Annotated in this window: 21 protein-coding genes; 5 read left to right on the top strand and 16 right to left on the bottom strand. The window is 38.3% G+C overall.

The features are described from left to right. Window positions 1-104: 104 nt before the first annotated feature. Together ACIQXN_RS19215 and ACIQXN_RS19210 are read left to right on the top strand one after the other, a co-directional pair. Entirely contained in the window at window positions 105-1,748 is a 1,644-nt protein-coding gene (locus ACIQXN_RS19215) for a pyridoxal phosphate-dependent decarboxylase family protein (RefSeq protein WP_402970419.1), read from the top strand. Then, on the top strand, window positions 1,738-3,429 hold the full coding sequence (locus ACIQXN_RS19210) for a methyl-accepting chemotaxis protein (protein ID WP_402970382.1): 1,692 nt from the start codon (window positions 1,738-1,740) through the stop codon (window positions 3,427-3,429). The genes ACIQXN_RS19215 and ACIQXN_RS19210 overlap by 11 nt, the downstream gene beginning before the upstream one ends. Before the next feature lie 189 nt (window positions 3,430-3,618). On the opposite strand, the gene ACIQXN_RS19205 is transcribed toward ACIQXN_RS19210, so the two are convergent. Further along, window positions 3,619-3,777 (bottom strand): hypothetical protein, encoded by a 159-nt coding sequence (locus tag ACIQXN_RS19205; protein ID WP_402970379.1) that lies wholly within the window; start codon window positions 3,775-3,777, stop codon window positions 3,619-3,621. Window positions 3,778-4,053: 276 nt separating this feature from the next. On the opposite strand from ACIQXN_RS19205, the gene ACIQXN_RS19200 reads away from it, so the two are divergent. Continuing rightward, complete coding sequence (locus tag ACIQXN_RS19200; protein WP_402970376.1) at window positions 4,054-4,764, top strand: class I SAM-dependent methyltransferase; 711 nt, start codon at window positions 4,054-4,056, stop codon at window positions 4,762-4,764. A 378-nt stretch (window positions 4,765-5,142) separates the two neighbouring features. Here ACIQXN_RS19200 and ACIQXN_RS19195 read toward each other — a convergent pair whose 3' ends face one another. The 3 genes from ACIQXN_RS19195 to ACIQXN_RS19185 form a co-directional block, all read right to left on the bottom strand. Further along, window positions 5,143-6,180 carry a serine hydrolase domain-containing protein gene (locus tag ACIQXN_RS19195; RefSeq protein ID WP_402970373.1) on the bottom strand — a complete coding sequence of 346 codons (1,038 nt, stop codon included), beginning with the start codon at window positions 6,178-6,180 and terminating at the stop codon, window positions 5,143-5,145. A gap of 319 nt (window positions 6,181-6,499) precedes the next feature. Further along, window positions 6,500-7,732 (bottom strand): Zn-dependent hydrolase, encoded by a 1,233-nt coding sequence (locus tag ACIQXN_RS19190; RefSeq protein WP_402970370.1) that lies wholly within the window; start codon window positions 7,730-7,732, stop codon window positions 6,500-6,502. Between the two features lie 225 nt (window positions 7,733-7,957). After that, a complete protein-coding gene (locus ACIQXN_RS19185) occupies window positions 7,958-8,839 on the bottom strand; it encodes a hypothetical protein (RefSeq protein ID WP_402970367.1) in 882 nt (293 codons plus the stop codon). 193 nt (window positions 8,840-9,032) lie between these two features. Here ACIQXN_RS19185 and ACIQXN_RS19180 point away from each other — a divergent pair, with 193 nt between their 5' ends. Then, the gene (locus tag ACIQXN_RS19180; RefSeq protein ID WP_402970364.1) at window positions 9,033-9,764 is read left to right on the top strand and encodes a hypothetical protein; all 732 of its coding nucleotides are present in this window, start codon (window positions 9,033-9,035) and stop codon (window positions 9,762-9,764) included. Window positions 9,765-9,853: 89 nt separating this feature from the next. Here the strand turns inward: ACIQXN_RS19180 and ACIQXN_RS19175 are convergent, their stop codons facing one another. The 12 genes from ACIQXN_RS19175 to ACIQXN_RS19120 all read right to left on the bottom strand — a co-directional run bounded on the left by ACIQXN_RS19175 (window position 9,854) and on the right by ACIQXN_RS19120 (window position 24,289). Continuing rightward, the gene (locus ACIQXN_RS19175) at window positions 9,854-11,128 is read right to left on the bottom strand and encodes an MFS transporter (protein WP_402970361.1); all 1,275 of its coding nucleotides are present in this window, start codon (window positions 11,126-11,128) and stop codon (window positions 9,854-9,856) included. A gap of 36 nt (window positions 11,129-11,164) precedes the next feature. Beyond that, a complete protein-coding gene (locus tag ACIQXN_RS19170) occupies window positions 11,165-12,640 on the bottom strand; it encodes an aldehyde dehydrogenase family protein (protein WP_402970358.1) in 1,476 nt (491 codons plus the stop codon). Between the two features lie 36 nt (window positions 12,641-12,676). Continuing rightward, window positions 12,677-13,843: an acyl-CoA dehydrogenase family protein gene (locus tag ACIQXN_RS19165; protein WP_402970355.1), complete on the bottom strand. Its 1,167-nt coding sequence runs from the start codon at window positions 13,841-13,843 to the stop codon at window positions 12,677-12,679. A 22-nt stretch (window positions 13,844-13,865) separates the two neighbouring features. Next, entirely contained in the window at window positions 13,866-15,062 is a 1,197-nt protein-coding gene (locus ACIQXN_RS19160) for an acyl-CoA dehydrogenase family protein (RefSeq protein ID WP_402970352.1), read from the bottom strand. Between the two features lie 39 nt (window positions 15,063-15,101). Beyond that, a complete protein-coding gene (locus ACIQXN_RS19155; RefSeq protein WP_402970349.1) occupies window positions 15,102-15,518 on the bottom strand; it encodes a Zn-ribbon domain-containing OB-fold protein in 417 nt (138 codons plus the stop codon). Window positions 15,519-15,529: 11 nt separating this feature from the next. Continuing rightward, on the bottom strand, window positions 15,530-16,693 hold the full coding sequence (locus tag ACIQXN_RS19150; protein ID WP_402970346.1) for a thiolase C-terminal domain-containing protein: 1,164 nt from the start codon (window positions 16,691-16,693) through the stop codon (window positions 15,530-15,532). 34 nt (window positions 16,694-16,727) lie between these two features. Further along, window positions 16,728-17,144 carry a MaoC/PaaZ C-terminal domain-containing protein gene (locus ACIQXN_RS19145; protein WP_402970343.1) on the bottom strand — a complete coding sequence of 139 codons (417 nt, stop codon included), beginning with the start codon at window positions 17,142-17,144 and terminating at the stop codon, window positions 16,728-16,730. Between the two features lie 83 nt (window positions 17,145-17,227). Further along, window positions 17,228-17,686, bottom strand: a complete 459-nt coding sequence (locus ACIQXN_RS19140) for a MaoC family dehydratase N-terminal domain-containing protein (RefSeq protein ID WP_402970340.1) — start codon at window positions 17,684-17,686, stop codon at window positions 17,228-17,230. A 6-nt stretch (window positions 17,687-17,692) separates the two neighbouring features. Next, window positions 17,693-19,885: an acetate--CoA ligase family protein gene (locus ACIQXN_RS19135; protein WP_402970337.1), complete on the bottom strand. Its 2,193-nt coding sequence runs from the start codon at window positions 19,883-19,885 to the stop codon at window positions 17,693-17,695. Between the two features lie 318 nt (window positions 19,886-20,203). Next, on the bottom strand, window positions 20,204-22,267 hold the full coding sequence (locus tag ACIQXN_RS19130; protein WP_402970334.1) for a helix-turn-helix domain-containing protein: 2,064 nt from the start codon (window positions 22,265-22,267) through the stop codon (window positions 20,204-20,206). Window positions 22,268-22,525: 258 nt separating this feature from the next. Further along, window positions 22,526-23,473 carry an MBL fold metallo-hydrolase gene (locus ACIQXN_RS19125; RefSeq protein WP_402970331.1) on the bottom strand — a complete coding sequence of 316 codons (948 nt, stop codon included), beginning with the start codon at window positions 23,471-23,473 and terminating at the stop codon, window positions 22,526-22,528. Window positions 23,474-23,536: 63 nt separating this feature from the next. Next, window positions 23,537-24,289, bottom strand: coding sequence for an SDR family NAD(P)-dependent oxidoreductase (locus ACIQXN_RS19120; RefSeq protein ID WP_402970328.1), 753 nt, complete (start codon window positions 24,287-24,289; stop codon window positions 23,537-23,539). Between the two features lie 149 nt (window positions 24,290-24,438). Between ACIQXN_RS19120 and ACIQXN_RS19115 the strand changes: the two genes are divergently transcribed. Beyond that, window positions 24,439-26,019, top strand: a complete 1,581-nt coding sequence (locus ACIQXN_RS19115) for an amidohydrolase (protein ID WP_402970325.1) — start codon at window positions 24,439-24,441, stop codon at window positions 26,017-26,019. Window positions 26,020-26,051: the final 32 nt, after the last annotated feature.

Genomic DNA, 26,051 nt, shown 5'->3' with positions numbered 1-26,051 from the left:
TCTTAAATAGCCATATTTTTTTTTGCATTTAAATGTATCACGTAGGCTATAAGAACTAATATTATTTATAATTTAAGTACCTATTTGGAGGAGAAACTATGAATATGAAAGACGTACAACACCTATTTCCAAGTGAAGATGGTAATCAATTTGAACAGGTAACATTTTTATCCTATATAGAAAAAGTCATTATGGCCATCGACAGCTCGAAAGATCCAAATAAGTCAACTTTAGGACCTATCCTGGAAAAGAGCGATGACTTTTATAAAGATATTATTGAAAATGAAAAAACGCCAAATACCGGCCTTGAGATGGATCTGGTATTGGACGAACTCATAAAACTTACAAAAGGTCATCCTTATCATACTCGGAATTTTGTCACGAACGTTTTACCTATGGCCAGCATTCCGGGCATTATTGGCAATTTGACTAACACTCTATTAAACGGAAACAATCTTTGGGATGTATATGGACCGGCTGCTGCTGAAACAGAAGTCAAAGTCATAACCATGATGTCCAAACTCGTTGGATATGATCACACTAAAAGTTGGGGTTATACAACATGGGGTGGCCAAGGAGCGGTATTCAGCGGTCTAAGGGTTGCTGTTGCGAAACAATTTCCGAAAGCAAAAGAAGAAGGTGTTCCCAATAACCTATATTGTTTCGCCTCCGAAAATGCTCACTATAGCTTGTTAAAATCTGTGGAAGCGGTTGGAATCGGAAGCAATCATCTGATCCGTGTTAAAGCTGGGAAAGATCATTCCATGGATATGGAAGATCTGCAAATGAAGCTGGAGGAAACCATCAATAATGGTGGCATTCCTGTTTATATCGTTGCAACGACAGGTACGACTGATTGTTTTGGTATTGATGATGTTCAATCCGTTAAGGCTATAACGACTAAAATGGAAAAAAAATACAACTTAAAACCAATTCACATACATGCCGATTCGGCTTTAGGTGGTTTTTACAGTCTGTTCCGTGAATATGATTTTATACAGAACCCACTTGCCTTTGAAGAAGATGTGTTGAAAGCCCTGAGTGCTATCAATGAACGGATGCAATACCTATATGTAGCTGACAGCCTATGTTTTGACTTTCAAAAACTCGGACAAACACCTTATTTAACTAGTCTATTTTTGGTTAAAAACGGAAGTGATTTAGGTTTACTTGATCTGGAAGAATTCGAGACTCCTTATGTAGGAAACCGTGGCTACGGTAGTTATCATACAGGATATACTTTGGAATGTTCCCGTATGGGAAGCTCAATTGCCATTTATGCAGCGTTACTCTCCTTTGGCGTTGAAGGGTACCAACAGATTCTTGCAAATTATGTCCGAGTCAATCTTGCCTTCAGAAAGAAACTGGCAGCTAGAATTCCCAATATGAGTATTACAAACTCCGAGAACATCGGGCCTATTACTACCATTAGAATATATGAAGATGGAGCTAATTGGGAACTTGAACTGAATGGAGAAGCTACTCATGAACAAATTCAAAAAACAAATGATTTGAATTATGAACTATTTGAAATTCTTGGTGAACATCGAGAAGAAGTATTCTTTGGAGATACGAAAAGACAATGTCTAGTCGATGCTGTCAATTCAGATGAGCGTTTCCCTATCTATGCGGCGAAATTCTTCTCCATTTCCCCTTATACAGAAGTCGAACATTTAGACCACATTGTACAAGCATTTGAAAATGCTGTAGAAAGAATGGAGAAAAAGGAAACTGTATATGTTCTCTAAGGTGAAAAACTCGATACTTATTAAATATATTTTTAGTTTTGTCATTCCTATTGCTGTCTTTTCAATCCTTTTTAGCCTTACCTTGTATTTTTTATCAATGAACATCATCAATCAACATGTCATTGTACAGTTTGAAAAGAGCTTAAAACTGATTGCTGAAGATTCTTTGAAAGACATTGATACTACACTTGTAGAAGGGGCAAACAGCGAGGAAAAAGATAAATACCCGCAACTAAAAACGATTTTAGAAAACTATCAACAAAAGCATAACGTTGAAAATACTTATGTACTTGCAAAAACTGATAGCAAAGAATATATTGTCGCTTTAAGTAATAGCGATGACCATGGTACGGAGTATCCCTTCTCAGATGAAATGAGGAAATCCCTAACTAATGGAACAATCGAATATAGTTCGGTTTATGATGATGAATTCGGCACTCATAAGTCGATTTTCATTCCTTTTGAAGGAACGAACATGATTTTTGGAATAGATATGGATGCTTCTTTTATTAAGGACCTTAAGTCGATGGTTATCACGATTTCCATTGCCTTAACATTTATTTTTGTCGGATTAGGTTTTGTGATTGCTTACGTTATCAGTAAAAAAATCACGAACCCGCTAATCTCCATAAGAAACTACGTGAATGAAGTTGCGGATGGAGATCTATCCATCAAAGAAATGCATATCAATGGAAAAGATGAAATCGCCCAGCTCTCAACAGGAATTCAAAAAATGGTTTTTGATTTAAATGGGCTTATAAACCAAATAGCAGAAAATGCTGAACAGGTGGCCGCTACTTCAGAAGAATTAATGGCCAGTTCGGAAGAAACGAGTCTTTCCGTTTCTCAAGTAACCGAATCCATGCAAGAAGTAGCAACCGGAGCTGAAAATCAATCACATCATATCGAGGAAATGAATAAAAGCGTCTCCCATATATCAAATGGAATGCAACAAATCACCATAAGCGTAAATGACGCGACAGAAAGCTCTGAAAGTGCTTCTGAAATTGCAATAAACGGCAATAAGATCATAGAATCATCTGTCGAAAAAATGAACGTTACGTATCATACGATTAAGAAAACGTCTGATATCGTTCATCAATTAAGTGATTACACGAAGGAAATTGGCGATATTGTGACACTCATAACTCAAATTACCGATCAAACGAACCTGCTAGCTTTGAATGCGTCCATTGAAGCTGCAAGAGCTGGGGAGCATGGTAAAGGATTCGCTGTTGTTGCAGGTGAAGTTCGTAAACTAGCTGATCAATCGAAAAATGCTGCGAATGAAATTAGTAGCAGGATTGAAACGATTAAACTTGAGTCAAACAATGCAGTTGAATCTATGTCTATAGGATACGACTCACTGAAAGAAGGACTCTCGACTTTCGAGAAGGCTGGTCAGGCTTTTGGAAATATTTTAAACTCAGTGGACGGTGTAAGTAATAAAATCCTAGCCATAAATAGTTCGATAGAAGACATGAACAAGGGTATGCAAAATATATCCAACTCAATGGAAGAATTAAGTGCTATCTCCACTCAATCTTCAGGAAATGTTCAAAATGTCGCTGCCGCTTCAGAAGAGCAGACTGCAACAATACAAGAAATTGCTGCATCTTCCAATAATCTTGCCAATATGGCTGGAGTTTTACGTGAAGCTGTTCAGAAATTCAGACTATAAAAGAATACCTTTTACAAATGAAATGATCCCTCCTAATAATAGTGTGTTTGATACTACTATTAGGAGGGATTTTATTATTGGAATTCAGGAACCCCTTGTAAAGTTGTAGCTCCTCTTTTTCCGACAAGTAAATTCAAAAGAAAAAACCTGCGGCCAATGCCTATCAGGTTTTTTGATAAATCTCGTAAATCACCAAAGAAATGCAAGAAAGATTAGCGAAGCTATTGCTCCAAAGGCGAATCCAGAAGCCGCTCCCCATCCAAACCCTCCATAATATCCACCATAACCAAATCCTCCAAGGTTGCCCCGGTTATCAAGTGGGCGGATGTAAACTCTGTTTGGTGTCACCCTATGAATGATTCCCCTATGAACAGTTCCTCTATTTGTACGGATTTCCACCGGTCTCCCGATTCCTTGGCTGCACTTATTAAAATAGTTTTGATTGTTGTATCCCATATTTTTTAAAAACACTCCCCTTATATTCGATTCTACATGATATGCATAAGGGGACTAGCTTGCGTAGATAAACACCCACTAAGTTTTAAAAGCATTTTTATTTATTCTATCCTCTTTTGCTTCCATGACATACTATAAATCAATTACATGGCAAAGGAGACAAAAGAAATGAACCTTTCTTATCAAGACGCGTTAGCCTTCTATGAATTGGAAGGTGCTCATCCAGGTGGTTTCGAGCTGACCAAAAGTCTTTTGAAAAATGAAGAAATTGATGAACATGATACTATCCTTGAAGCTGGCTGTGGACTTGGCCAGACTTCACAATATTTGGCTGAGACCTATGGTTGTCAGGTTCATGCACTGGATCTTCATCCCGATATGGTGAAACAAGCCAGGAAAAGATTCCAACAAGTTGACTTACCCGTACATGTATATATGAATTCCATTGAAGAAATGCCATTCCCCGAAAATTATTTTGATTTTATTATAGCTGAATCCTCGACATCGTTCACTAGCATTCAAAAAACCATTCGTGAATACTATCGTGTACTTAAACCTAGTGGAACATTGATTTCTATAGATATGACAGCAGAAGTCATTTTACCTGAGGAACAACGGAATGAAATCATGAATTTCTATAATCTTAAATCAATCTTGACACAACCTGAATGGATAAGTGCCTTTAATAAAGGAGGGTTTGCACAGGTGAACATCTTAAAATCCAATACAGTTTTAGAAGAATTAAAGAATTCTAAAGCATCTGAGTCCAAGGTCCTGCCCTCAAATGAAGACTTTAACCAGATCTTTGAAGAGCATTATCGTCTGACCCTTACCTATGGCAACAGTTTAGGTTACCGCGTGTTCAGAGTGAGAAAATAATGCATGAAGTAAAGGGGCTGTCCCAAAAGTCATTGATAATGACTTTTGGAGATAGCCCTTTTTATATAAAAATAGGCATACAAAAAAACCGTCTTTTCTTGTAAAATGAAAGTTACCACACCAACATTTTGAAAGGACGATTTTTTTTAAGACTGAGAGACTTTGCATTCTAAGTGCCAAGATTATTCGTAATTATAGAAAATAAAAATTGAGCTGGGAAATATATCACCAAGCTCATGTTTTTTACTGTTATTGCTATCTAAATTTTCGTTGAAGAACGACACAATTTCAGGTATATGAGTTGGATTTTCTAAGGCTATCTGCATATTTCTCCCCTTATTTTAAGACAAAAGAGACTTATATATTTCTCCCCTTATTTTAAGACAAAAGAGACTTATATATTTCTCCTATGATACCTTCGAGTTGATGAACACCCAGTTCTGCATTTGTCATGATGACAGCACCTTTCTCTATATAGGGAAACGCCACCATCATACATTGAAAACCCACTCCCCAACCAAGTGATGAGATTTCTAGTTCTTTTTCAGAACCATCAAGAAACACACCTAATCCAGTCCAACCTTTACCTCTTTGTGGGGTTATCATTTCTTTTGCTAAACTTTCCGAAATGCCAACCTTGCTTTCACCTTTTACAGCATTCATTAACTCAAGAACTAATTCAGCTAAATTCAAAGAAGTTGTCCATAAACCTGAAGTCGCTGGATAAGGATATATAGGATATTTTCCATCTACTAATTCACCGTTTTTGTTGTGACCACAAGAAAAATTTTGTCTATCCCCTTCCAACATTGTTGTAATTAAATGGCTATTTGCCATTCCTAATGGTTCAAATATTTGCTCATTCATAACTTGATGAAACGGTTTTTTCGTAACATCTTCTATAAGTTGCTGAATGATACAAAAACCTGCATCCGAATAATGGAATTCACTTTCTGGTTCACACTTGACGTCAATAGGAGCTTTACAATAAGGAGTTTGCCCCTCTAATAATTCAACCATCGAAGGAACCCCTATTTTCGAATTTAGTTCAGGAAAACTACCTTCAGGATCTTTAATTCCAGATTGATGACTTAGTAAGTTCCTCAATGACACTTTTTTATTTTTAGTAAAATCATTTTCTGGTACTTTCCACGATATAAGACTTTCATTCACATCACCATCTAAATCAATTAGTCCTTCCTCTACTAGCTTCATAGCAAGTATTCCTGTTAAGAACTTACTAATTGAACATGCACTAAAAATAGAATCTTCATTTGTTTTTCTATTGCTCCCCACTTCTAATATACCGCAATCTTCTGTTCCACTGATTTCACCGCCCTCAAGCAATGTGATACTTAAACCTTGCACATTATAGTGTTTCATTCGTTCTTCAATATTGATGTTTTTTAATTTCATATCTATCCCCCTTGTTAGTATTATCAAATAAATTATAACACGAATGTATGTTCTGTTTTATATCTTTGTAAAATAAATAAAGATAATTTAATAGATGTAGGGCAGGAGTCATCATACCGCTTAACGATAAATCAACCTTTTGCTTTAACATAGTCTAATACAAAAACCATTATTTTCCTATTGATATTCATTAAACACTCCTACTGCCTAGTAACTTTAAAGGTACATTTCTCCATACGATTGATTACAATAAAAAAGGCAAGATTTCAAATGAAACCTGCCCTGTTGTTTAGGATATAGAAGTAAAACAATTGGTTGTTTATTTAGCTAATATCGCAAGAACCGTTTCTAAAATAACATTCACACCTTTTTCACAATCTTCCCACGATGTAAGTTCGTTTTCACAATGGCTTTTCCCATTCACACTTGGAACGAAAACCATCGCAGTGGGGATATAACTAGCTATGAATTGAGCGTCGTGACCAGCTCCACTTACCATCCTTTTGTAGGAATATCCCAATGAATTAGTGGATTGTTCCAACAAATCGCAAAGTGACTCATCAAACCAAACGGTGTCGCGACCCCATAACTTCGTGGCCTTAACTTCGCAGCCATCGTTCGATCCTGACTGTACAAGTCCTTTTATTATATCTTCTACCCGTTCAATAACTTGTTGATTCTTATGTCTCGCTTCAATCGTAAAAACCACTTTATTTGGGATGACCGTATGAATATTAGGATACACATTTAGCCTACCCATAGTATAAACTAAATCATCATCAAGAAGACCCAACTTTTGAATGGCTTCTGTGACAAGACTATTGGTAGTAAAGAAGGCATCTTTTCTCATATTCATGGGAGTGGTTCCAGCATGATCTGATTCTCCAATCACTTCTATTTCATAGCAGACCATTCCAAGAACACATTCCACTACACCAATTTTCAACGCTTCTCTTTCAAGTATAGGTCCTTGTTCGATATGTAATTCTAAAAATGCTGTGGCCTCTTTTAGTCGTGACTCAATATCTCCTGCATAGCCAATTGAGTTTAACGCTTCTTCAAAAGTAGTCCCATTACTATCCGTTTTTTGTAGCATCGCAGTTTTTTCGAATTTCCCAGAAAGGACGCCTGAAGCCATCATAGAAGGTTCAAATCTTGCTCCCTCTTCATTAGTGAAATTGACAATCATAATTGGGACTTCTGGTTTGATATTATTATCGACTAAGGTACGAACCACTTCCACCCCAGCAGCCACTCCTAGAATCCCATCGAATCGTCCACCTTTTTTCACGGTATCCATATGAGAACCCATAACGATTGGCGGCTTGTTCTCCACGCCTGCCAAAGTCGCGTAAATATTGCCCATGTCATCAACTTTAATCGACATTCCCAACTCTTCACAGCATGAAACAAAATAGTCTCTAACTAAACGGTCTTCTTCCGTCAATGACAGGCGCGTAACTCCATTATTTTCAGTACGTCCGAAATCCGCAAATTTCTCAAGCGAATCACTTAACCTTTTACCATTAATCAGTAGCTTCTGTTTTTTCATAGTGCCATATCTCCCTTCGAAAAACTCGGATTGTTATTTATCTTTATTTTCGGATTATTCCTTCTATTATAACTCCACAAACTGTTACACTCATTAGACAAAAGGTTAATTGTTTACACTTTTTTTTATACCTTTTATCTATTTCCATTGGTTTAAGGGATGAAAGGAAAATAAAAGAGAGAAAAAGCTGATATAAATCTGCTCTCTCTTTCTTAACAAGAATTTCTAATTTTTCATTTTTCCCAGAAGACCGATTGTCAAATACTGCTTATCTTCATTGAATTCCCATAACCAATGGCACAAGGAAAATTCTCGACGATCCACTTTTCCCATATAATCCTGTATGGCAAGTAAAGCGGCCCCATACCCGACATTGGAAGCTAATGAAAAAATAGCGTTAATTCCTTGATTGGTAGTTTGTGTATATTCAGGTTTCATCTTCAAAATATCGGTCCATGTGATATAGAAGCCTTTTGTAGTACAACATTTGAAAGCTAAATTCTGTAAATTCAGGACAATTTGATCTCTTACATCCAAAAATCCATCTTTAATTCTGATTAGTTCCATTTGTTCATAGTTGTGTTTATTTTTTTCAAGAGTATCTACCGCCCAATTATAAAACAATTGGGTATAAATTGCCGATGTTGCGAAAACATCAAAAGAACCAATGTATTCAGCGAATTCTTTATGTATGATTTCTGATAAATGCTCATTCGTTTTCAATAGGTATTCTAAAACATTCTCGATCCCTTCACCGTTCAACAACATAGAAGTCAGGGTTTGTTCGAAATTCACTTTCCCCAACCCGGTTACATCAAATTCAACTAGTTGAATTTTGCATTGAGTACTTTCTGAGAAGTTCTTGATTCCATTTATCATGCTTTCTTTATCTATATCGAATAAATAAATCGAGTTACATCTGGTAGCCAGATGATCTAAATCCAAATCATCACAATTGCCCGCTCCAATAATTCCAATCTTATCAACCGAAGCTTGTTTTGAAAAAACGGTATCGAATAATCCTGTTACCTGTTCACGATGTTTGGCCCATTTAGTTCTTCTAAATTCTTCCCGATTATGATTCATTTCCCTTTGAAAGGTTTCCAAGACTATCTCTCCTTATGAGGTACTACTGATAAAGTCATTGTATCAAAAGATTGCTTTATTGTAGAGGTTTCAGAACAGAAGAAAAGTGTTTTAAGCACTGTGTCATGATGGTTCATAAAATATAGTTAAGTTTTGTGTTTTACCAATGTTAGAATATAATGAAAATAAAAGAAATGGAAAACGGAGGAATACCGTGAGTAAGACGAAGAAAATTTTATTGATTTTACTTATAATTTTTCTATTTATTTTGGCCGGAATAGTCATTTTGATGTATTCTTTCACACAGGGTATGAAAGGCGACGCTGATGAAGTAAAGAAAGTCCGAGTTCAAGCTGAACAATATTTAGAGCGAAAATTTAAGAATGAAACGAAAATTTACGATGTGTTGTATGATAACATGGGCAACTTTGAGGAGTTTGAATACGCAGCTAAAGTTCGAGAGGCAAAGTCCGGTACGGACTTTCTTGTGTATTCTAACGTTCATACAGGAAAAATGGCAGATTCCTTTATTTCAGCAAAATGGAGAGACGATTCAGAAAAAGAACTGAAACCATATTTTGAAGACAAACTAGGAAATCTTAAGCTATCTAAAGAAATGAAAAAAATAACCGATAGTAACAACTATGATGAAATCAAAGCTAAAATAGGAAATTCTAATGAGTTAGTTGTACTCTATGAAAGGGAGATTGGAAAAGAGCTAAATATTGACCCTAATAACCCAATAAGCTATAAAGAGTATGACGTAGCACCAACTGTCCTATTTACCATTCATCGTAAAAAACGGGATACAGATGAAAATGATTTTAAAGAGATTATCCATTCGATTAAAAACGATGATGTCCTAAAGCATGGTGAACTTATTGTAAGTTATATCAGCACGGATGGTGTGCCTTTGGAAGATGATGAATGGCGAAAGACGTTTTAATTTGAACCTTATGATTCCGTAACGAAAGAAAAGACACTAATATGATAACAGTGTCTTTTTTATATGCGTTTTTAGGAAAAGTCAAAGAATCATATAATCTCTTTATTTGACACCAATTCAAATTTATCTTTCGTTTTTCCTTTCATGCTGTTGGCAACCAGTACGCATAACATACCGAAGATAAATAGACCAAGGAAGAAGAACCAAGCTACCCGATAGCTTTCAGTGAGATCATAGATCAAGCCAGAAACAATGACACCCAATGACCCTGCTGCGACAAAGAAGACCTGTACGATTCCAAAAATCGCACCAAAATCTTTGCTTCCAAAAATATCATTTGTCATGAAAGGCGGCCCTAATGTTGAAATGACCACACTGAACCCAAACGCAATGGCAAATACATAAGCGAAAGCTTGTCCCTTTGCCAAAAGAAGGGATACCATAGCAATTGACATGCATATTCCTACATAGATTGCTCCTCCAGCAGTTCCGAACTTATCCAATACAGCACCTAGAATCAATTTTCCCACTGTGTTTGCGAGAGAAAGCAGACCAAAAATCGTGCCGGCAAAGATGGCTGGATGACCAATGTCTATTAAATAAGCGGGAATATGCATCTGTACGCCGCCTGCTACCAATGCGAAACAAACGATTCCTAGCACAAAGATCCAAAACATAGCTGTCTTTTTCGCTTCGCCCATCGTTAAGCCGCTCTTTTCTGTTTCTATATTCTCCGTGGACTTCATTTTATCAGCACCAAGTGGAACAAGTCCTTTTTCAGAAGGGGTTTTCTTGGCAAAGAGTAAGACAAAAGGCAGTGTTAAGACAATGAGCAGAAGTCCTGCTATAACATAAGCGGTCCTCCACCCATAGTTTGTGATGATGGTAGTCAGGACAGGGCTAAGCACAGCAGCTCCTATTCCAGAACCCGCAAAGGCAAAACCCATGGCCTTTCCCTTTTTCTCATAAAACCAGTTCGTTACCATGATCGATATGGGGATATTCGAAAAACCAGCCACACAGATACCAATCATAAATCCAACAATGCAAAAGTATAAAGCCGAATTGGCTAACGAGTATGACATGAATCCCAAGCCTGCCACCACTACACAAATGGACATGATCAATCTCATATTCCCCTTAGCCAATAGCCTTCCCATGAACGGTGAAGCTACTGCCACGCCTAGACCTGCAATCGAAAGGGCAATGGAAAAAGTCGTCCTGCTTATCCCTAAATCTTCAGTGACTGAAACCATGAATAAGCTGTGTAACGAATTTATTATGGAGTATGCGGCAAACATTATAAAGAAGCCACATAATACAATATACCAACCATAGAATACACCTTTAGCTCCTTGTTCCATATAAGACCGCCTTTTCTTTTCCTATGACTTTCAAGCTTACCCGATATCGATATAGCATGTTTTCTCACGTGTAAATTCTAAAATCGAATCCACACCGTATCCGCTACTTTTTTGCCCTCCAAAAGGTAATTCAGGACCTACTGTCCGGTATGTATTGACCCAGACATTTCCAGACTCTAATTTACGGATCATCCGGTGTGCTCGATTCAGATTTGTCGTCCAAACTCCAGCTCCAAGTCCATAAGACGTATCATTGGCCATAGCAATCGCTTCCTCTTCTGTATCAAAAGGGATTACCGTTGCCACTGGGCCGAATATTTCCTCTTGGCAAATTCGAAGTGAATTGCTAGTCACCTTGATCAATGTCGGTTCAACCCAGTATCCTTCCGCTAAATGGGGTAGATCCGGCAAAAGATGATGTCCACCATGACGACCGCCGAGGATAATTTCTCCACCTTCTTTTTTTCCTAACTCTATATAAGAGCACACCTTTTCATAATGTATGCTATTAGCAATCGGTCCCATCGCACTTTCTGGATGCATAGGATCCCCTAGTTTATTATAATCGGTCATGACTTCTTTCATTTTAGTAATCATCTTTTCAAAAATCGACTTCTGTATAAGGATTCTCGACCCACCTACGCATAATTGACCAGCGTTTCCAGTGAAAATTCCGTTGAGTGTAACCCCTTGGGCCGCTTTTTCAAGATCAGCATCCTCGAATACGATATTAGGGGATTTTCCACCCAATTCAAACGTCATCGGTTTTGGATTACCTGCCGTTGATTGGGCAATTGCTCGGGCTGTAGCTCCAGATCCCGTTAAACTAACTTTATTTACAAGTGGGTGGCTAACTAATGTGTTCCCAACTTCCACTCCATCCCCTGATACCACATTCAGTGTTCCAGGCGGAAGAATTTCATTAATTATTTCACCGTACCTCAATGAAGAGACAGAGGCCAGTTCTGATGGTTTTATTATGATGGTATTTCCCGCAGCAAGCGCATAAGCTGCTTTAACAGTAAAAGTAAAAAGAGGTGAGTTCCAAGGAAGGATTCCAACTATGACCCCATATGGTTCACGTAAAGTATAGCCAACACTTGTTGATCCCAATTGAACAGTTTCTCCCTTACTCCCAACAGCTGTCGCTCCTGCTGCATCGTACCAATAACTCGCTAAGCTTGGTATGAGTCCATAGGTCGTTTCCCTAATCACCCAACCATTATCCCTTGTTTCTAACTCGGCCAACTCTTCGCCATGTTGAACGATCAAATCACCAATTTTCCTCAAATAATCTGCGCGCTCTATAGCAGATAGAGAGGACCACCCTTCGAAAGCGTCTCGAGCTGCCATTACTGCCGCTTCAGCATCCTCAACCGTACTGCAAGGAATAGTGGCCCAAACCTTTCCAGTCGAGGGATCGATACTATCTATCCGATTCCCCGAAGAAGAAAGAGTTTTATTCCCATTAATAACATTTTGATAATCTCTAATTTCATTTGCTATTTTCACGATTCATCGCCACCCTTTCTTATTAGGTGAAACACTTTAAACTGGAATTACAAACTCACTTTCTTCATACCAACCTAAAGCTGTTGCCGCTTGTTTATAAAACTGTTCTGAACGGCCTAAGTAATTTTCATAGAATCGGGCCCGCTTTACGAAAAGCTGGCAATCCATTTCTTCAGTAAAACCAATGCCACCATGAATTTGTATATTGTCAGCGGAGATACGAATAAAGGCATCCGTTGCAAATATTCGCGCACAGGCAATAGCTTGGATACGATCGGCTGCCTGACTTTCCAGGGCCCAATTCGCATAATATGCCAGGGACCGAGCTGTCTCCAAGTCCGTTTTCATATCTACTATTCTGTGTTTGATAGCTTGGAATCTTCCGATGGGCTGCCCAAATTGTTCACGAATTTTTGCATACTCGGTAGCCATCTCGACTACTTTCTCCATCGCTCCCACAATAACAGCCGAAAGAGCGGCATTGAAGGAAAGTAACCCCTCTTGGAGAATATCCCAGCCCTGGTGGAGCGTTCCGATCATTTGATTTCTTGGAATTTTAACGTTACTAAATGTAAGCTCTCCTAAGCTGCGCGTCTCATCCATGTTTCTTTGGCGTTGGATGGTGAGGTTGGGATTAGTGCGATCGACAATAACTAACGAAATCCCTTCTGTACCTTTACCAGTATCTGTACGTACCATTACGATAAAATGATCGGCTAACTCGGCATCTGGAACAAGCGATTTTACCCCATTTACTATCACTTGATCATTTTCTACTTTTGCAGAAAGGTTAATTCCAGAAGGACTGTAACTTCCACCCTCCTCTAACCATGCAAGAGAAAATGTTTTAGTCCCATTCGCTATATTAGGTAGATAGTTTTCTTTTTGTTCATCCGTACCGAATTTTTCTAATAAGGGAACAGCCAATGCACTCGTTTCTAAATATAGCCCAGGTAATAACGAACGACCGGATTCTTCAAGTACAGGTATGAGATCCAAAGGTCCTAAACCCATTCCTTCATATTCTTCTGAAATATTAATGCTACTACAACCTAGTTCAGCCATCCCTCTTTGAACACCTTGTAATGGTGCCAAACTACCCTTGATGAATTCACGAGCCGTTTTTGTTTGACCTGCATCATCTAAATACTTTCGGACATATCCCCGAAACATCTCTTGTTCTTGATTTAAAGAAAAATCCATTTTTCATCACCCCTATTTAGACTTAGCGTCCCATATCCTTTGGTAAGCCTAGAATTCTTTCAGCAATTGTATTTTTTTGTATTTCACTCGTTCCACCGCCAATTGTCTGGCCGAATGAATAAAGGTAATTATCTTGCCAATAAGACTGACCTGAAATGGCATCTTCTTTCCAGAGAAGGCCTTGATGACCTTGTAAGGAAATTGATTGAGAAAGCAAGTCCTTGGTAAGTTCGCTTACCAATAACTTATCCATGGAACCCTCTGCTCCTGGATGACCATTCTTTAATGTCTTGGTCAAATTGCGATAATAGTTTAATAGCGAACCACGGGAACGAGTATATAAATCTATCATTGTTTTACGAACAAGCGGATCCTCCATTAACGGCTTGTCATCCTCTTTCAGTTCTTTTGTCAATGATACAAGGTCATTAAATTGCTGTTCCAAAGTGAAGACCTGTGCTCCAATACCTGTTCTCTCATGCATAAGAAGAGCAATTGAAACCTTCCATCCTTCATCCACTTCTCCAACTATTTCAGCATCGTATGCAATTGCATCATTTAAATACACTTCATTAAAATCATGCTGGCCATCCATTTGAATGATAGGTCGGGTTTCCACTCCTGGTTGTTTCATATCCAAGAGGAACACCGTAATCCCTTTATGTTTCTTATCAAAACGATTTGTTCTAGCAAGTAAAAAGCAGCGATCCGCTAGATGCCCAAAGCTTGTCCATACCTTTTGACCATTAATGATCCACCGGTCTCCATCTTTTACTGCACTCGTTTGGAGAGCTGATAAATCCGATCCAGCATTTGGCTCGGAGTATCCTTGACACCAAACTTCCTCTCCTGTAAGGATTCTTTGGATATACTTTTCTTTTTGTTCTTCCGTACCAATTTGCATAAGAGTTGGTGCCACCATATTAAGCCCTACATAGTTTACAAGAGGCGGTGCTTTAACCCGAACCATTTCCTGTTGATAAACAATTTCTTCCATCAATGTAGCTTCCCGGCCACCATATTTTTTCGGCCAAGCTATTCCAGCCCAGCCACCTTCATATAATTTCCTTTGCCAATCCCTTAAGAAAGCGGCATATTCACGTTCATCCTTGGAAACTTGATTAGATCCTTCTAACCAACCTTCAGGTAAATTCTGTTCAAGCCAAGTTCTTAATTCATGGCGAAATTCTTCTTCCTTCGCTGAAAATGAAAAATCCATTGTACTTTCCTCCCCTTCTAGCAGTCATCGTTTGTTTCTTTATGCTTGGATCCATTGTGGCAAGGAACGGTCTTCGGTCATTTCCTTCCAGATCATCTTGACCGGCATTCCTATCTGAACATCTTCGGTTGGACACTGTAGAATATTCCCGATTAATTTAACATTAGGCAATTTATCCAATTCAACAATCGCAATGATGAGTGGTAAATCATCTTGGAATCCTGGTAGAAATGGACGATAGGAAATGATATACGAATAAACTTTCCCGTTTATGTCACTACCTTGACTTTCCCAGCTTAGTTCCGTACTTCCGCATTTTGCACAACTTGGTCCAGGAGGATGCGAATATTCCTGACAGCTATTACACTTTTGTAGAATGAGTTCATGACGATCTGCCCCATCCCAATATGGGGTATTATCTTGGGTTTTTACCGGAATTGGTTTTTGGTATTCCATCTTTTTCCCTCCTAGTTTCTAAGAATCATTGCGCCGGCGATATCAGGACCAGCCCAGCCAGTACATATACCTATTTCACAATTTTCCACCTGGCGATCTGTCCCTTTATATTCATGTCGGACTTGTCGAACAATTTCCAAAACGTTATTCATCCCATGTGTATAGCCTTCTGATAACATTCCTCCAGCAGTATTCGATGGTAATTTCCCACCCATGCGCAAGTTTCCTTCGGCTACAAAATCCCCTACTTCACCTCGTGGAGCGAATCCATAAGCCTCTAATTGACGTAGCACCACCCAGCTATAACAGTCATAAATGGACGCAACCTGTATATCTTCGGGTTTAACCCCTGCCATTTTATAAACTTCAGGTGCAACATAGTCAGAAGCTACTTCATCTAAGTTGTTCCAATAATGGGCATGTGACACACATTGCCTTGCAGATAAGCCCATGATGTAGACTGGTTTAGATTTACCATTTTTAGCTCGCTCTGCTGAAGTGACGATGATTGCATTTGCTTCGTCTGATTCCATGCAGAAGTCGTGCTTATTAAACGGATAACTTAAATATGGTGTATTTTTATATTCTTCCATAGTTAAAGGTTTTCCGTAAAAATACGCCTTTGGATTTCTTTGGGCATGCTCATAAAAGCTCGTACAGACATGACCAAGATGCTCCTGGGTCAACCCGGTTTCATGCATATGACGAGTGGCAAAAAGTCCGAACCACTGTGATGGGCTACCCGCTCCGTAAGGAATGATAAAGCTTCCACCTTCAATGGCCGATTGGAGCAGATTCACATCCCAACCTCCCCCGCCCATTCGGACGCCAGATCTCCCATTCATAGAGCGGTAGATTAATACCGTATTTAATTGCCCTGTTTCAATTAGACCAACAGCATCAGCAATTAACATCTCCGTACTGCTTCCTCCACCCATGATATCGTTTACATATTTCGGACGAACCCCTAAATACGTGGCTAACTGATGTGAAGTGCAAGAATCATGTTCGGAATAACTCATGAATCCATCAATATCTTTCGCTTGAAGACCAGCATCATTCAACGCTGCCCGTGCTGCATCCAATGCCAAATGAAGGGGCGTTGTTCCAGAATTCTTGGATCGTTCACTTTCCCCTACTCCGACAATGGCGTAGCGATCTTTTATACTTCCCATAAAAAAGCCTCCTTTTGATTGTTAAAAACTGATCCTATTGAAATTGCAAGATGACTTGACCTGATCCCACAACATGCTCTGGTTCTTTTTCTGCAATAAGATCCAGTTCTACAAAGCGTTTCCCCTCTTCTTCATACACGTTGTTCACAAATGCTGAACAGGTAATTTGGTCTCCTGGTAAAGTCATAGCACCGAATCTCATTTTAAAGTTAGATGGCACTGCGATATCTCCTGCCAAGTTCATTACATACTCTCCTAGAAAGCCCATGACTAGCATTCCGTGAGCAATCACCCCTTGCATTCCTACTTTTTTAGCAAAGTCATCATCTGTATGAAGCGGATTGAAATCACCTGAAGCACCTGCATATTTGACTAATTGCACTTTTGTTACACTTGGCTTGGTGAGTGACTTAAGTCTTTGTCCTACTTGTAAGCCTTCATAATTCAGCATTTCCTTTTCCTCCCTCATCGGAACTCTTCCTTTTCCCTGGACGACTGTAATACGACTACTCATTAAAAACCTTATAATCCCGCTTAAACTGTAGATGATTTGGCTTTTAAAGGCCTATAGATAATGTTCGTACGGCTTATCACAACCAACTTACCCGATTCATCTTTCATTTCTGTGTCGAGGACCACGAACTGCATCGGTCCTTTTTTCCCTTCACGTTCATACACATCAGAGACCTTCATCTGGCAATAAAGTTTATCCCCCGGACGAATCGGGCGTTCATAGATGAATTCCTGTTCACCATGCAGCATTCTTCTTTGATCAAGCTTTAGGTCCAAGCTCTCTCCACTATCTTGCCCTATGGCTATAGGAAAAGTGGGAGGGGCAATAATGCCTCCATATATCGTTTTTGTAGCATACTCTTCATCCACATATAAAGGATTGGAATCACCGATTGCCTCTGCAAATTGACGTATATGCCTTTTTTCGACTTCAAATACAAATTGATTTCCAGTTAAACCCTTTAAATAATCCAACTCCATTGTTTGCTACCCCCTAATCGTTGTTTTCACTTCTGCTTCGTTACCGATAACAAGCATCGCATCTGCTGCTTTAATTCCATCTCCATAAACTATTAGAGGATTTATATCCAGCTCCTTGATGGAATCTTTATGATCAGTAACCAAGGCGGAAACCTTTAGTAGTACATCAATGATGGATTCGATATGAACGGGTTCTTTTCCACGCGCTCCTTTGAGGATGGCTTTCCCCTTAATCTCTTCAATCATTTCAAGAGCATCTTTTCTCGAAAGCGGTGCAACTCTGAGCGAGACATCTTTAAAGACCTCTACAAATATTCCTCCTAGACCAAACATGATAACAGGGCCAAAAACCGGGTCATTATTAGCCCCTATGATTACTTCCACGCCTTTCGGGAGCATTTCCTGTACGGAAATTCCATTGATTCTAGCGTCTGGTTTATACTTCAGTGCATTACGGGTTATGTCAGCGAAAGCTTCTATGACTTCCTGTTCGTCTGTCACATTCAGTCGAATGGCATCTGCCTCTGTTTTATGCGGAATATCAGGGGAGTCCACTTTCAAAACGACTGGGAATCCTATTTTTGTTGCATAATTAGACGCTTCTTCAGCTGTATTAGCTAAAAACCTCTTAGTAGTTGGGATTTGATAATGATCCAATATAGCGGTTGCTTCTGCTTCACTCAGTGTCTTTCCAGCAGGCAATAGTCTTTCTATCTCTTGCTTCTCTATCAACTTAGGTATCTCAAGCTGCTCAAATGCATTTAATTCCTTGTTTTTTCGATAATATTCACTGTATTCGACTAATTTAGCAAACCCCCTGATAGGATTTAAATTACCCGGCACCACGGGAATACCATTTTTAACAAGCTCTTCTATACCTTGAGGGATTGACATTCCTACCAGCGGGAAAGAGGTAATGAATATAAATTTGTCTGAAGCTTTACAAAGATCTATGAACTCTTTCAACAAGGGATGATCGGCATCCCAATAATTAGGGAATTCAGTAAAGATAATATTATCCACTTCAGGATCTTCAATAAGGGCCCTTAATGGGGCGATAAATAATTCCGGATTGGAAACAGAGGCAGCAGCTGTTAAATCGACCGGGTTGGAAGCGCTTGCAAAAGTCGGGATTTTAAGCATGATTTTTTCCTTTGTTCTTTCACTTAGAGGGATGATAGTGAGACCATTTGCTTCACAACGGTCTGCTTCGTTTATTCCCCTCCCACCAGAACTCGTGATGATTACCGTATTTCTCCCGCTCGGCAATTTATTAGAGAGAAAAAGTTTAGAAAAAGAAATAATATCCTCATAATCATCAGCCCTTACGATGCCTGATTGCTTAAAGAAAGCGTCATATATTTTATCCGATCCAGCGAGTGAGCCAGTGTGGGAGGCGGCAGCTCTGCTTCCAGCGGTACTGCGACCTGTTTTCATGACAATGATCGGTTTATTCTTGTCCAATGCTTGCTTAGCCAAATCTCTTAATTTATCTGGATTTTTAGCCCCTTCTAAGTATCCACTGATTATACTTACCTTTGGATCATGAACCATATATTCCACTACGTCAGCAAACTCGGTTTCCATTTCATTTCCCACACTTACAAAATAATTAAAACTAAGATCATTCTGGGCAGCTGCCATATAGGTTAAAACACCAAACGCCCCGCTTTGTGAGACATATCCAACACCTCGTTGACCATCTAAAGGAACTGATAAAATCGCTGGTGAAAACGTTCCTATTAACCCGTTAGACAAATTGACTAAACCAACGCAGTTAGGGCCAATTATTCGGATACCATTATTCCTAGCAATCTCAGTGAGAACCTTTTGTTTTTCTATTCCTTCTTTACCAGTTTCAGAAAAACCGGCAGAAAAAATGATGGCCGCTTTAACATTCTTTTTTCCACATTCCTCTAAACCTTGCTGAACTTGTTCAGCACTCAAACAAAAGATGGCCAAGTCTATATCATTTGGGACATCCGATAAAGATGGATAACACTTTAAGCCTTCGATTTCTTTTGCTTTAGGATTAATGGGGTAAATCTCACCGATAAACTTACCATCTAAAAGGGTTTTGACTTGTAAATTTCCAATTTTGAATTTCGTTGCAGAAGCACCGAGTATAGCTACTGACCTAGGATTAAATAAAGGATCGAGCGATTGATTTGAAAGATTTAATTGGTTTTCATTAATCATATATTCTCCCCCAACCTCGTAATGTATAAAGTATTTCTCTGGTTTTATCTTACATGTAGAGAAAAAATGATAAGAAAATTAACTATTACTAAATTCATATAAACATTAGGAGGTAAATTTATTTAAAACAGTTAGCAAACCTTTTATACAACAAGGGATTCAAGATCTTTCAAAAAAAATATTGTTCTTTATAACCCCGACATCCCTTGTGGATAGCCCCGACAACTGAACAAGATAAACGCATAACTTTTTTTCAGGAAAATAAAAAAAGGAACCCCCTAAAAAGAGACTCCTAAAAAATCTTTATATATTACCAGCCTACTGCTTTTCATGTTTTTCCAACCATTTAAGCATTTTCATCCGAATTTTATTGGATGGAATTTTTATTCCTCTCTCAATATTACTCACATAAGGAGCGGAAACTTCCAGTTCTTCTGCCAATTGAAATAAAGTAAGATTAAGATTTTTTCTGGTCATTCTTATGAGCTCACCTAATTGTTCACTTTTCTTTTGGTTAGTAGATTTAAGTTGCCCATGATTGCCTTCTATTTGAACTTTTTGTTTTTTCTCGATTGAACGGTACTGATCCTTAATAATTTCAGGGGGTTCTATTAATATCATAGAATTTAACCATATATTTGCCCACCCCTTAAAATCGGCAATAGATTCGTCCCACTTCTCATAATGCCATGAGGCGATGACGCCATCTTCAAGTAATATGTCCAGTGCCTTTTCGAAACGTTCCCTAGTACGTGATGGTGTACGGGTATTCAGCTTTTCACCGATTGCTTCCAATAATGTACTTGTTTTATTCGGTTGCAAGAAGGTTCCTTTTCTAGCTTGTGTCCTCCAACGCCAACTTAAATATCTTGTAAGTCGTTTCTCCCAAAGCTGTTTATACGGATTATATTGCAACGCTTTAATTGAAAGAAGTGCAACTTGCCTTCCAGAACCATTCAAGAATTTAGCGAAAACTTCATCAATTGTAAACGTTATCTTTTTTTTGCATGTTTTTTCAGAAATAGAGTATTCTTCACCCATATGATTTTTAAAAATAAATGTCCGTCCTTGTAACATTGTATGGACAGGTTTACCTTTTTCATAGACGACGGATTTATGGATGTTAATCCATATGCTTTGAATATTTGTAAGCGATTTCAAGATTTGCTCTCGTTGCTTTGCTTCATATCCCCCTCTTCGCCCATCTCCACCAAGTTTTGGTTTTAACCCTCTAATGGAAAGTAAATCATTCAAATAAATTTCTATAATATCTTCGTTATGCCTGGCCTTAGATAAAAAAAGGCTACAAAGTGCATCGAATACATCCACATCCGCGTCCGACAATAACTGTACTTGGTCCCATGCTTCCTCGACTAGACTCTGATTGAGATGTAAGGAGTGACTGGCTTTAGGTATAATTTGTATAAAACCTTCCGTGTTGCCTCTTAAGATAGGAGTGGATGGCCAGGGGGTCTTTCCGACTTTTTGAAAGTTCTTTTTATAAATGGCGTCTCTGACAGATTGATACGGAGCATTATTCATCACCAGTAGATGATCATGGATAGTAAAACTTGAAGAGAAATCCCTGATATTAGTTAATAATAAATCAGCTGTAGGACAGAAATCTTTTTTAAAACAAAGAAGCTCCTCTATTCTTTCAATAGAACAAGATTCTAAATTGAACTGAATGATGATTAATTTAACCCATTCTTGTACATAACCATTTACTAGATATATCATTTTCGATACAAAACCGGTTTCTTTAGCAAAATTATTAGTAAGATGATGATAGAATAATTTATTCAGTTCATCATCATCAAGACTTTCCAGCTCATTAAAGCCTATTAAATTGAGTATTTCTTCAAGAACCCATTCTTTTATTCGAAGCCTAAACCAGCTGTAAAAATCATGCCAAACAGACTCCTTAGCCAAGAAAGTATCTTTTTTCAATTTATTTTCCATTTGATAAATGGCATCTTCAATTAATTGTTTATCATATAAAATAGTGTCACTTTTTGAAGCGATTTTTTCATATCTACTTATAAGGTAAAAAACAATATTTTGGGCTATTTGCGAAATCGTTTCATTTCGTGCGGCAACCCTTAACTTGAAAAACAGTTCTTCATTTTCCTTATACGCCTCTTCCCAAATTACAAAAGATGTATTCATGCCCTCTTTGAACATTTGAAAACCAGTCGAACCTTTTAGCTTATGTAGTTTGAAAGTTTTATTAAAATCATAATATTGGTTGTTTGGTTCATAAATGCAAAGTACCAAAAAGTTCTTTATTTTATCTGACCAGGGGAAACGATGCATAGTACCATCCGATTGGCTAGATGATTCCATTGTTAGGTTTTCCATACCGTGTATATTTTTCTGCATGAAGACCTCCTATTTTACTTAAGCCGTTATTTACTATTAATAACAAGAAGTCATATAAAAAATCCTAATTATACCTTACACTTTATATTCCATAAAAATATTTTTTCTCCTTCATTTGAACGATGTAACTTACACCTGAGACCACAACAACTTTTAGGATACTAAAGGGAAAGGTAAGCAGAACTAGTAAGAAATCATACTCTGGAAACTCTTACTTAGTGACATGAAAACTTTGTAAGAGTTTCTGTTTATACAGTTTTAGTTTTGATAAAAGTATACCCTTCCACCATGTTGTTCCATCTTTACATTCCCGATAGACTCCAAATAAACCAAATTTGTAATAGTTTGGATAAAAGCAGACATAGAGCGGTGAAGTGAGAGTTCTTTACCGTATATGATTTGAGACACTTGATAGGCGCTACTTCCTTGTTCAAGAATTGATTCATATACCTGCTTCCATCTCTTCTGGTAATGTATCTTCATATCTTCAATTCGTCTTGATAGGTTTGTTATTGGTTCACCATGTCCTGTAAGTACAAATCGGGTAGGGTATTCTTTGATTTTATCAAGGGAGTGGAGATAATCCTTTAATGGATTATCTCCAATGCTTTGGGACATAACAATTGGATTTATATCATTCAAAATATGATCGCCTGCTAAGAGAATCCCATTTTGATGATTATAAAAGCAAAAATGATCTGGAGAATGTCCTGGAGTCCATATCGTTTCAAAGATTGTATCTCCAAGTTTAATTTTCTCATGATCTTCAAAGAGATGACTAGGTTCGAATTCATAGGATTTCATCCTATTAAATTCATTATCCTGATTCGTGGAAGTAGGTAGCCCATGTAAATATAGTAAGGATGTATGCGAAGTGGATGATTTTTGCTCTTCGAAGGACGTTCTTATCCTTAGCAACTCTTCATAACTATTTGCTGACATCCATACTGGCATGTTGAATTGCTTCTGAAACCATCCAGCTAAACCAACATGGTCTGGGTGACAATGTGTCAATACCAGCTTTTTTACTGGTATGTCTTCTGAAAGCACTTTAGTCCATAACATTATGGCTTCCTCCGTGTAATCCCCAGTATCAACTATTGTTAAACCATCCTCCCCTTTTATTAAATAGGAATTAACATGCCCCATATCATAGGGAATGGGTACTTTTAATTGATAAATTTGGTCAGTCATCCTATTAATCATTCTTACACTCCCTTCAACTAATTGAAGCGGTTCTATTTCAAAGGCAACTGGTCTAATTTATGCTTACCTAACCTTGACCGATCCACCATCTACCATAAGAGTTTGACCTGTGATATAATCGGCATCGCTACTTGCAAGAAACACTGCCGTTCTGCCAATATCGTTCTCACAATCACCCAGCCGCCTAAGTGGAATGGTTTCTATCATCTTGTTATAAGAGTTGAGGTTGTTTTCATGCCAGCGTTCGATTCCGGGTGAATTTGCTAAAGGGGAAATTATATTGACATTGATGCCATACCTTCCCCATTCATTAGCTGCCACACGAGAAATCGCACGAATGGCTTCTTTAGCTGCCGCATATGATGTTTGTTTGCTTAATCCTTCAAGCCCTGCTCCAGAAGCAAAATTAATGATTTTCCCTTTAGACTCTTTTAAATAGGGCAAGGCACTCCTCATTAAAATATATGTTGGCCAAAATCCTGTATCAAATGATAAATCCATTATTTCCTCAGTCGTTTCTTCAAAAGTCACATTTTTTGAAGCATGAGCATTATTTACTAATATATCCAATTTACCGAAATATTCAATTGTTTTCTCTACTAAGTTTGGTAAAACGGTTCTATCTGTTAAATCTGCTTGAATATATTTCGCCTCACAACCTAATTCTAATAATTCTCTCTCAGTATTTTTTCCTTTTTGTTCATTCAAACCTACAAATAATATAGATGCTCCTTCTTTCGCAAAAGCATGACAGATTCCTCGTCCAATACCTGATGATCCACCAGTCACTAAAGCCACTTTATCTTTTAATCTCATACTCTTCTCCTCCTATAGTTCTAAATGGTATTAATATTATTGGCTGAAGATACTCTTCAAAGATAACCTCATCAATCTTCTAAAATATGGTATATTAATGTGATCAGGTATCTTTTATAAAACTAATAAAAGGACGGAGGTTTTGATTTATGTCTCACATGGTTCCCGCCGACCTAATAATTGAAAATGTTTCGGTAATCACAATGGATCCGCTTTGTCCTTATGCCAAGGGAGTTGTCATATCAAACGGCAAGATACTAGAACTTATCCGACACGATGATAATAAAAATTGGCCATTAGCTCCTGGCGGTGAACGAGTCGATGGAAATGGAATGTCAATTTTACCAGGACTCATTGATGCCCATTGCCATTTGCGTGCTCAGATAAGTCAAAATCTCTCCGTTCCTTGTGGGCGAGAAGATGTAACAAACATCGAAGACATCATTCTAACCATTCGGGAACGCTCTAAGTCTCTTCCCGTAGGATCATGGATTCGCGCAACCGGATATGATTTTTTTCACCAAACAGATAAACGGTATCCGACACGTTGGGACTTAGATAAAGCTACTACAAATCATCCCGTTCGTTTACGACATGTGACCCGGCATGCTTCCATCCTGAATAGTAAGGCTCTCGAACTAGCGGGAATAGGGACAGAATTTTCCGAACCGATAGGAATCACTGTGGAACGAGATCCTGATACGAAAACTCCCACTGGTCTTATTTATGGAGGGGATGCTTGGTTATCCCAAGATGTGATTCCCCCTCTCACCTCCAAAGAACTGCATATCGGGGCACAGAATTTACAAACCAAACTACTTAGTAAAGGTATAACGTCGGTACAAGATGCTACTCCGACAAACAGTATATTTGACTTAAAGTTCTGGTCTAGGCAAATGGAAAGTGATTGGGTAATCGCGATTCAAATGATGACTGAAATGAAGAATTATGATATTATGAAAAATTTCCTTAAAAATAATAAAACGCTTGAATCTTCCAATGCATTGGAAATGGGACCAATCAAGGTCGTAATGGAATCTCTGCCACAACTGTATCCAGACTCCTTTGAACTCTCACGACTGGCTATCGAGGCTACTCTTCGTGGTGTGCCTTTGGCCATACACGTTGTGGATCCTGAAATGGTCTGGTCTGCTTTAGAGGCAATTCGCCATGCGACTGATCTATTTCCTCAAGAAAAAATCCAACATAGACTCGAGCACCTCAGCCTTTGCCCTGAAGCTTTTTTACCGGATATTTCAGAATTAGATATAATCGTAGTTACAAATCCAAGCCTGGTTCATGACCATGGCGACCGTTATCTTTCCGAGGTGGAGATTTCAGAACATAGTTGGCTATACAGAATGAATAGCCTACTTTCAAATGGAATCCCGATGGCAGCTGGTTCGGATGCCCCGGTCGCTACTTTTAATCCTTGGATTGGTATTCAAACCGCTTGCACCCGTGCTACTTCATCAGGGAAAACATTAGGGACGAGTGAAAAAACCTCACGTTGGCAAGCATTAAAATTGTATACGACTGGAGCTGCCTTAGCTGCTGGTTGGCAGAAAAAAAAGGGAATGATTCGGCCAGGTTTTCAGGCCGATATAATAGCATTAGATCAAAATCCGCTTACTTGTAAGGTTGATAGTTTAGTTGACATACATGTTCTTTGCACTTGGATACGCGGGATATTAGTTTATAAAAACTTGCTGCAGAAGAATAAACGCTGATTTATCAGTTTGTCACAATATTTAGACTATAG

Origin of the sequence: Peribacillus sp. NPDC097295 (assembly GCF_044761665.1) — a bacterium.
In the GTDB taxonomy this organism is placed as follows: domain Bacteria; phylum Bacillota; class Bacilli; order Bacillales; family DSM-1321; genus Peribacillus.
This window is presented reverse-complemented; position numbering and strand designations above follow the sequence as displayed.

Coding starts and splice junctions, on each gene's coding strand:
- ACIQXN_RS19215 (WP_402970419.1), top strand. CDS start 105: ATGAAAGACGTACAACACCTATTTCCAAGTGAAGATGGTAATCAATTT.
- ACIQXN_RS19210 (WP_402970382.1), top strand. CDS start 1,738: ATGTTCTCTAAGGTGAAAAACTCGATACTTATTAAATATATTTTTAGT.
- ACIQXN_RS19200 (WP_402970376.1), top strand. CDS start 4,054: ATGAACCTTTCTTATCAAGACGCGTTAGCCTTCTATGAATTGGAAGGT.
- ACIQXN_RS19195 (WP_402970373.1), bottom strand. CDS start 6,180: ATGAAATTAAAAAACATCAATATTGAAGAACGAATGAAACACTATAAT.
- ACIQXN_RS19190 (WP_402970370.1), bottom strand. CDS start 7,732: ATGAAAAAACAGAAGCTACTGATTAATGGTAAAAGGTTAAGTGATTCG.
- ACIQXN_RS19175 (WP_402970361.1), bottom strand. CDS start 11,128: ATGGAACAAGGAGCTAAAGGTGTATTCTATGGTTGGTATATTGTATTA.
- ACIQXN_RS19165 (WP_402970355.1), bottom strand. CDS start 13,843: ATGGATTTTTCTTTAAATCAAGAACAAGAGATGTTTCGGGGATATGTC.
- ACIQXN_RS19160 (WP_402970352.1), bottom strand. CDS start 15,062: ATGGATTTTTCATTTTCAGCGAAGGAAGAAGAATTTCGCCATGAATTA.
- ACIQXN_RS19155 (WP_402970349.1), bottom strand. CDS start 15,518: ATGGAATACCAAAAACCAATTCCGGTAAAAACCCAAGATAATACCCCA.
- ACIQXN_RS19150 (WP_402970346.1), bottom strand. CDS start 16,693: ATGGGAAGTATAAAAGATCGCTACGCCATTGTCGGAGTAGGGGAAAGT.
- ACIQXN_RS19145 (WP_402970343.1), bottom strand. CDS start 17,144: ATGCTGAATTATGAAGGCTTACAAGTAGGACAAAGACTTAAGTCACTC.
- ACIQXN_RS19140 (WP_402970340.1), bottom strand. CDS start 17,686: ATGGAGTTGGATTATTTAAAGGGTTTAACTGGAAATCAATTTGTATTT.
- ACIQXN_RS19135 (WP_402970337.1), bottom strand. CDS start 19,885: ATGATTAATGAAAACCAATTAAATCTTTCAAATCAATCGCTCGATCCT.
- ACIQXN_RS19130 (WP_402970334.1), bottom strand. CDS start 22,267: ATGCAGAAAAATATACACGGTATGGAAAACCTAACAATGGAATCATCT.
- ACIQXN_RS19125 (WP_402970331.1), bottom strand. CDS start 23,473: ATGATTAATAGGATGACTGACCAAATTTATCAATTAAAAGTACCCATT.
- ACIQXN_RS19120 (WP_402970328.1), bottom strand. CDS start 24,289: ATGAGATTAAAAGATAAAGTGGCTTTAGTGACTGGTGGATCATCAGGT.
- ACIQXN_RS19115 (WP_402970325.1), top strand. CDS start 24,439: ATGTCTCACATGGTTCCCGCCGACCTAATAATTGAAAATGTTTCGGTA.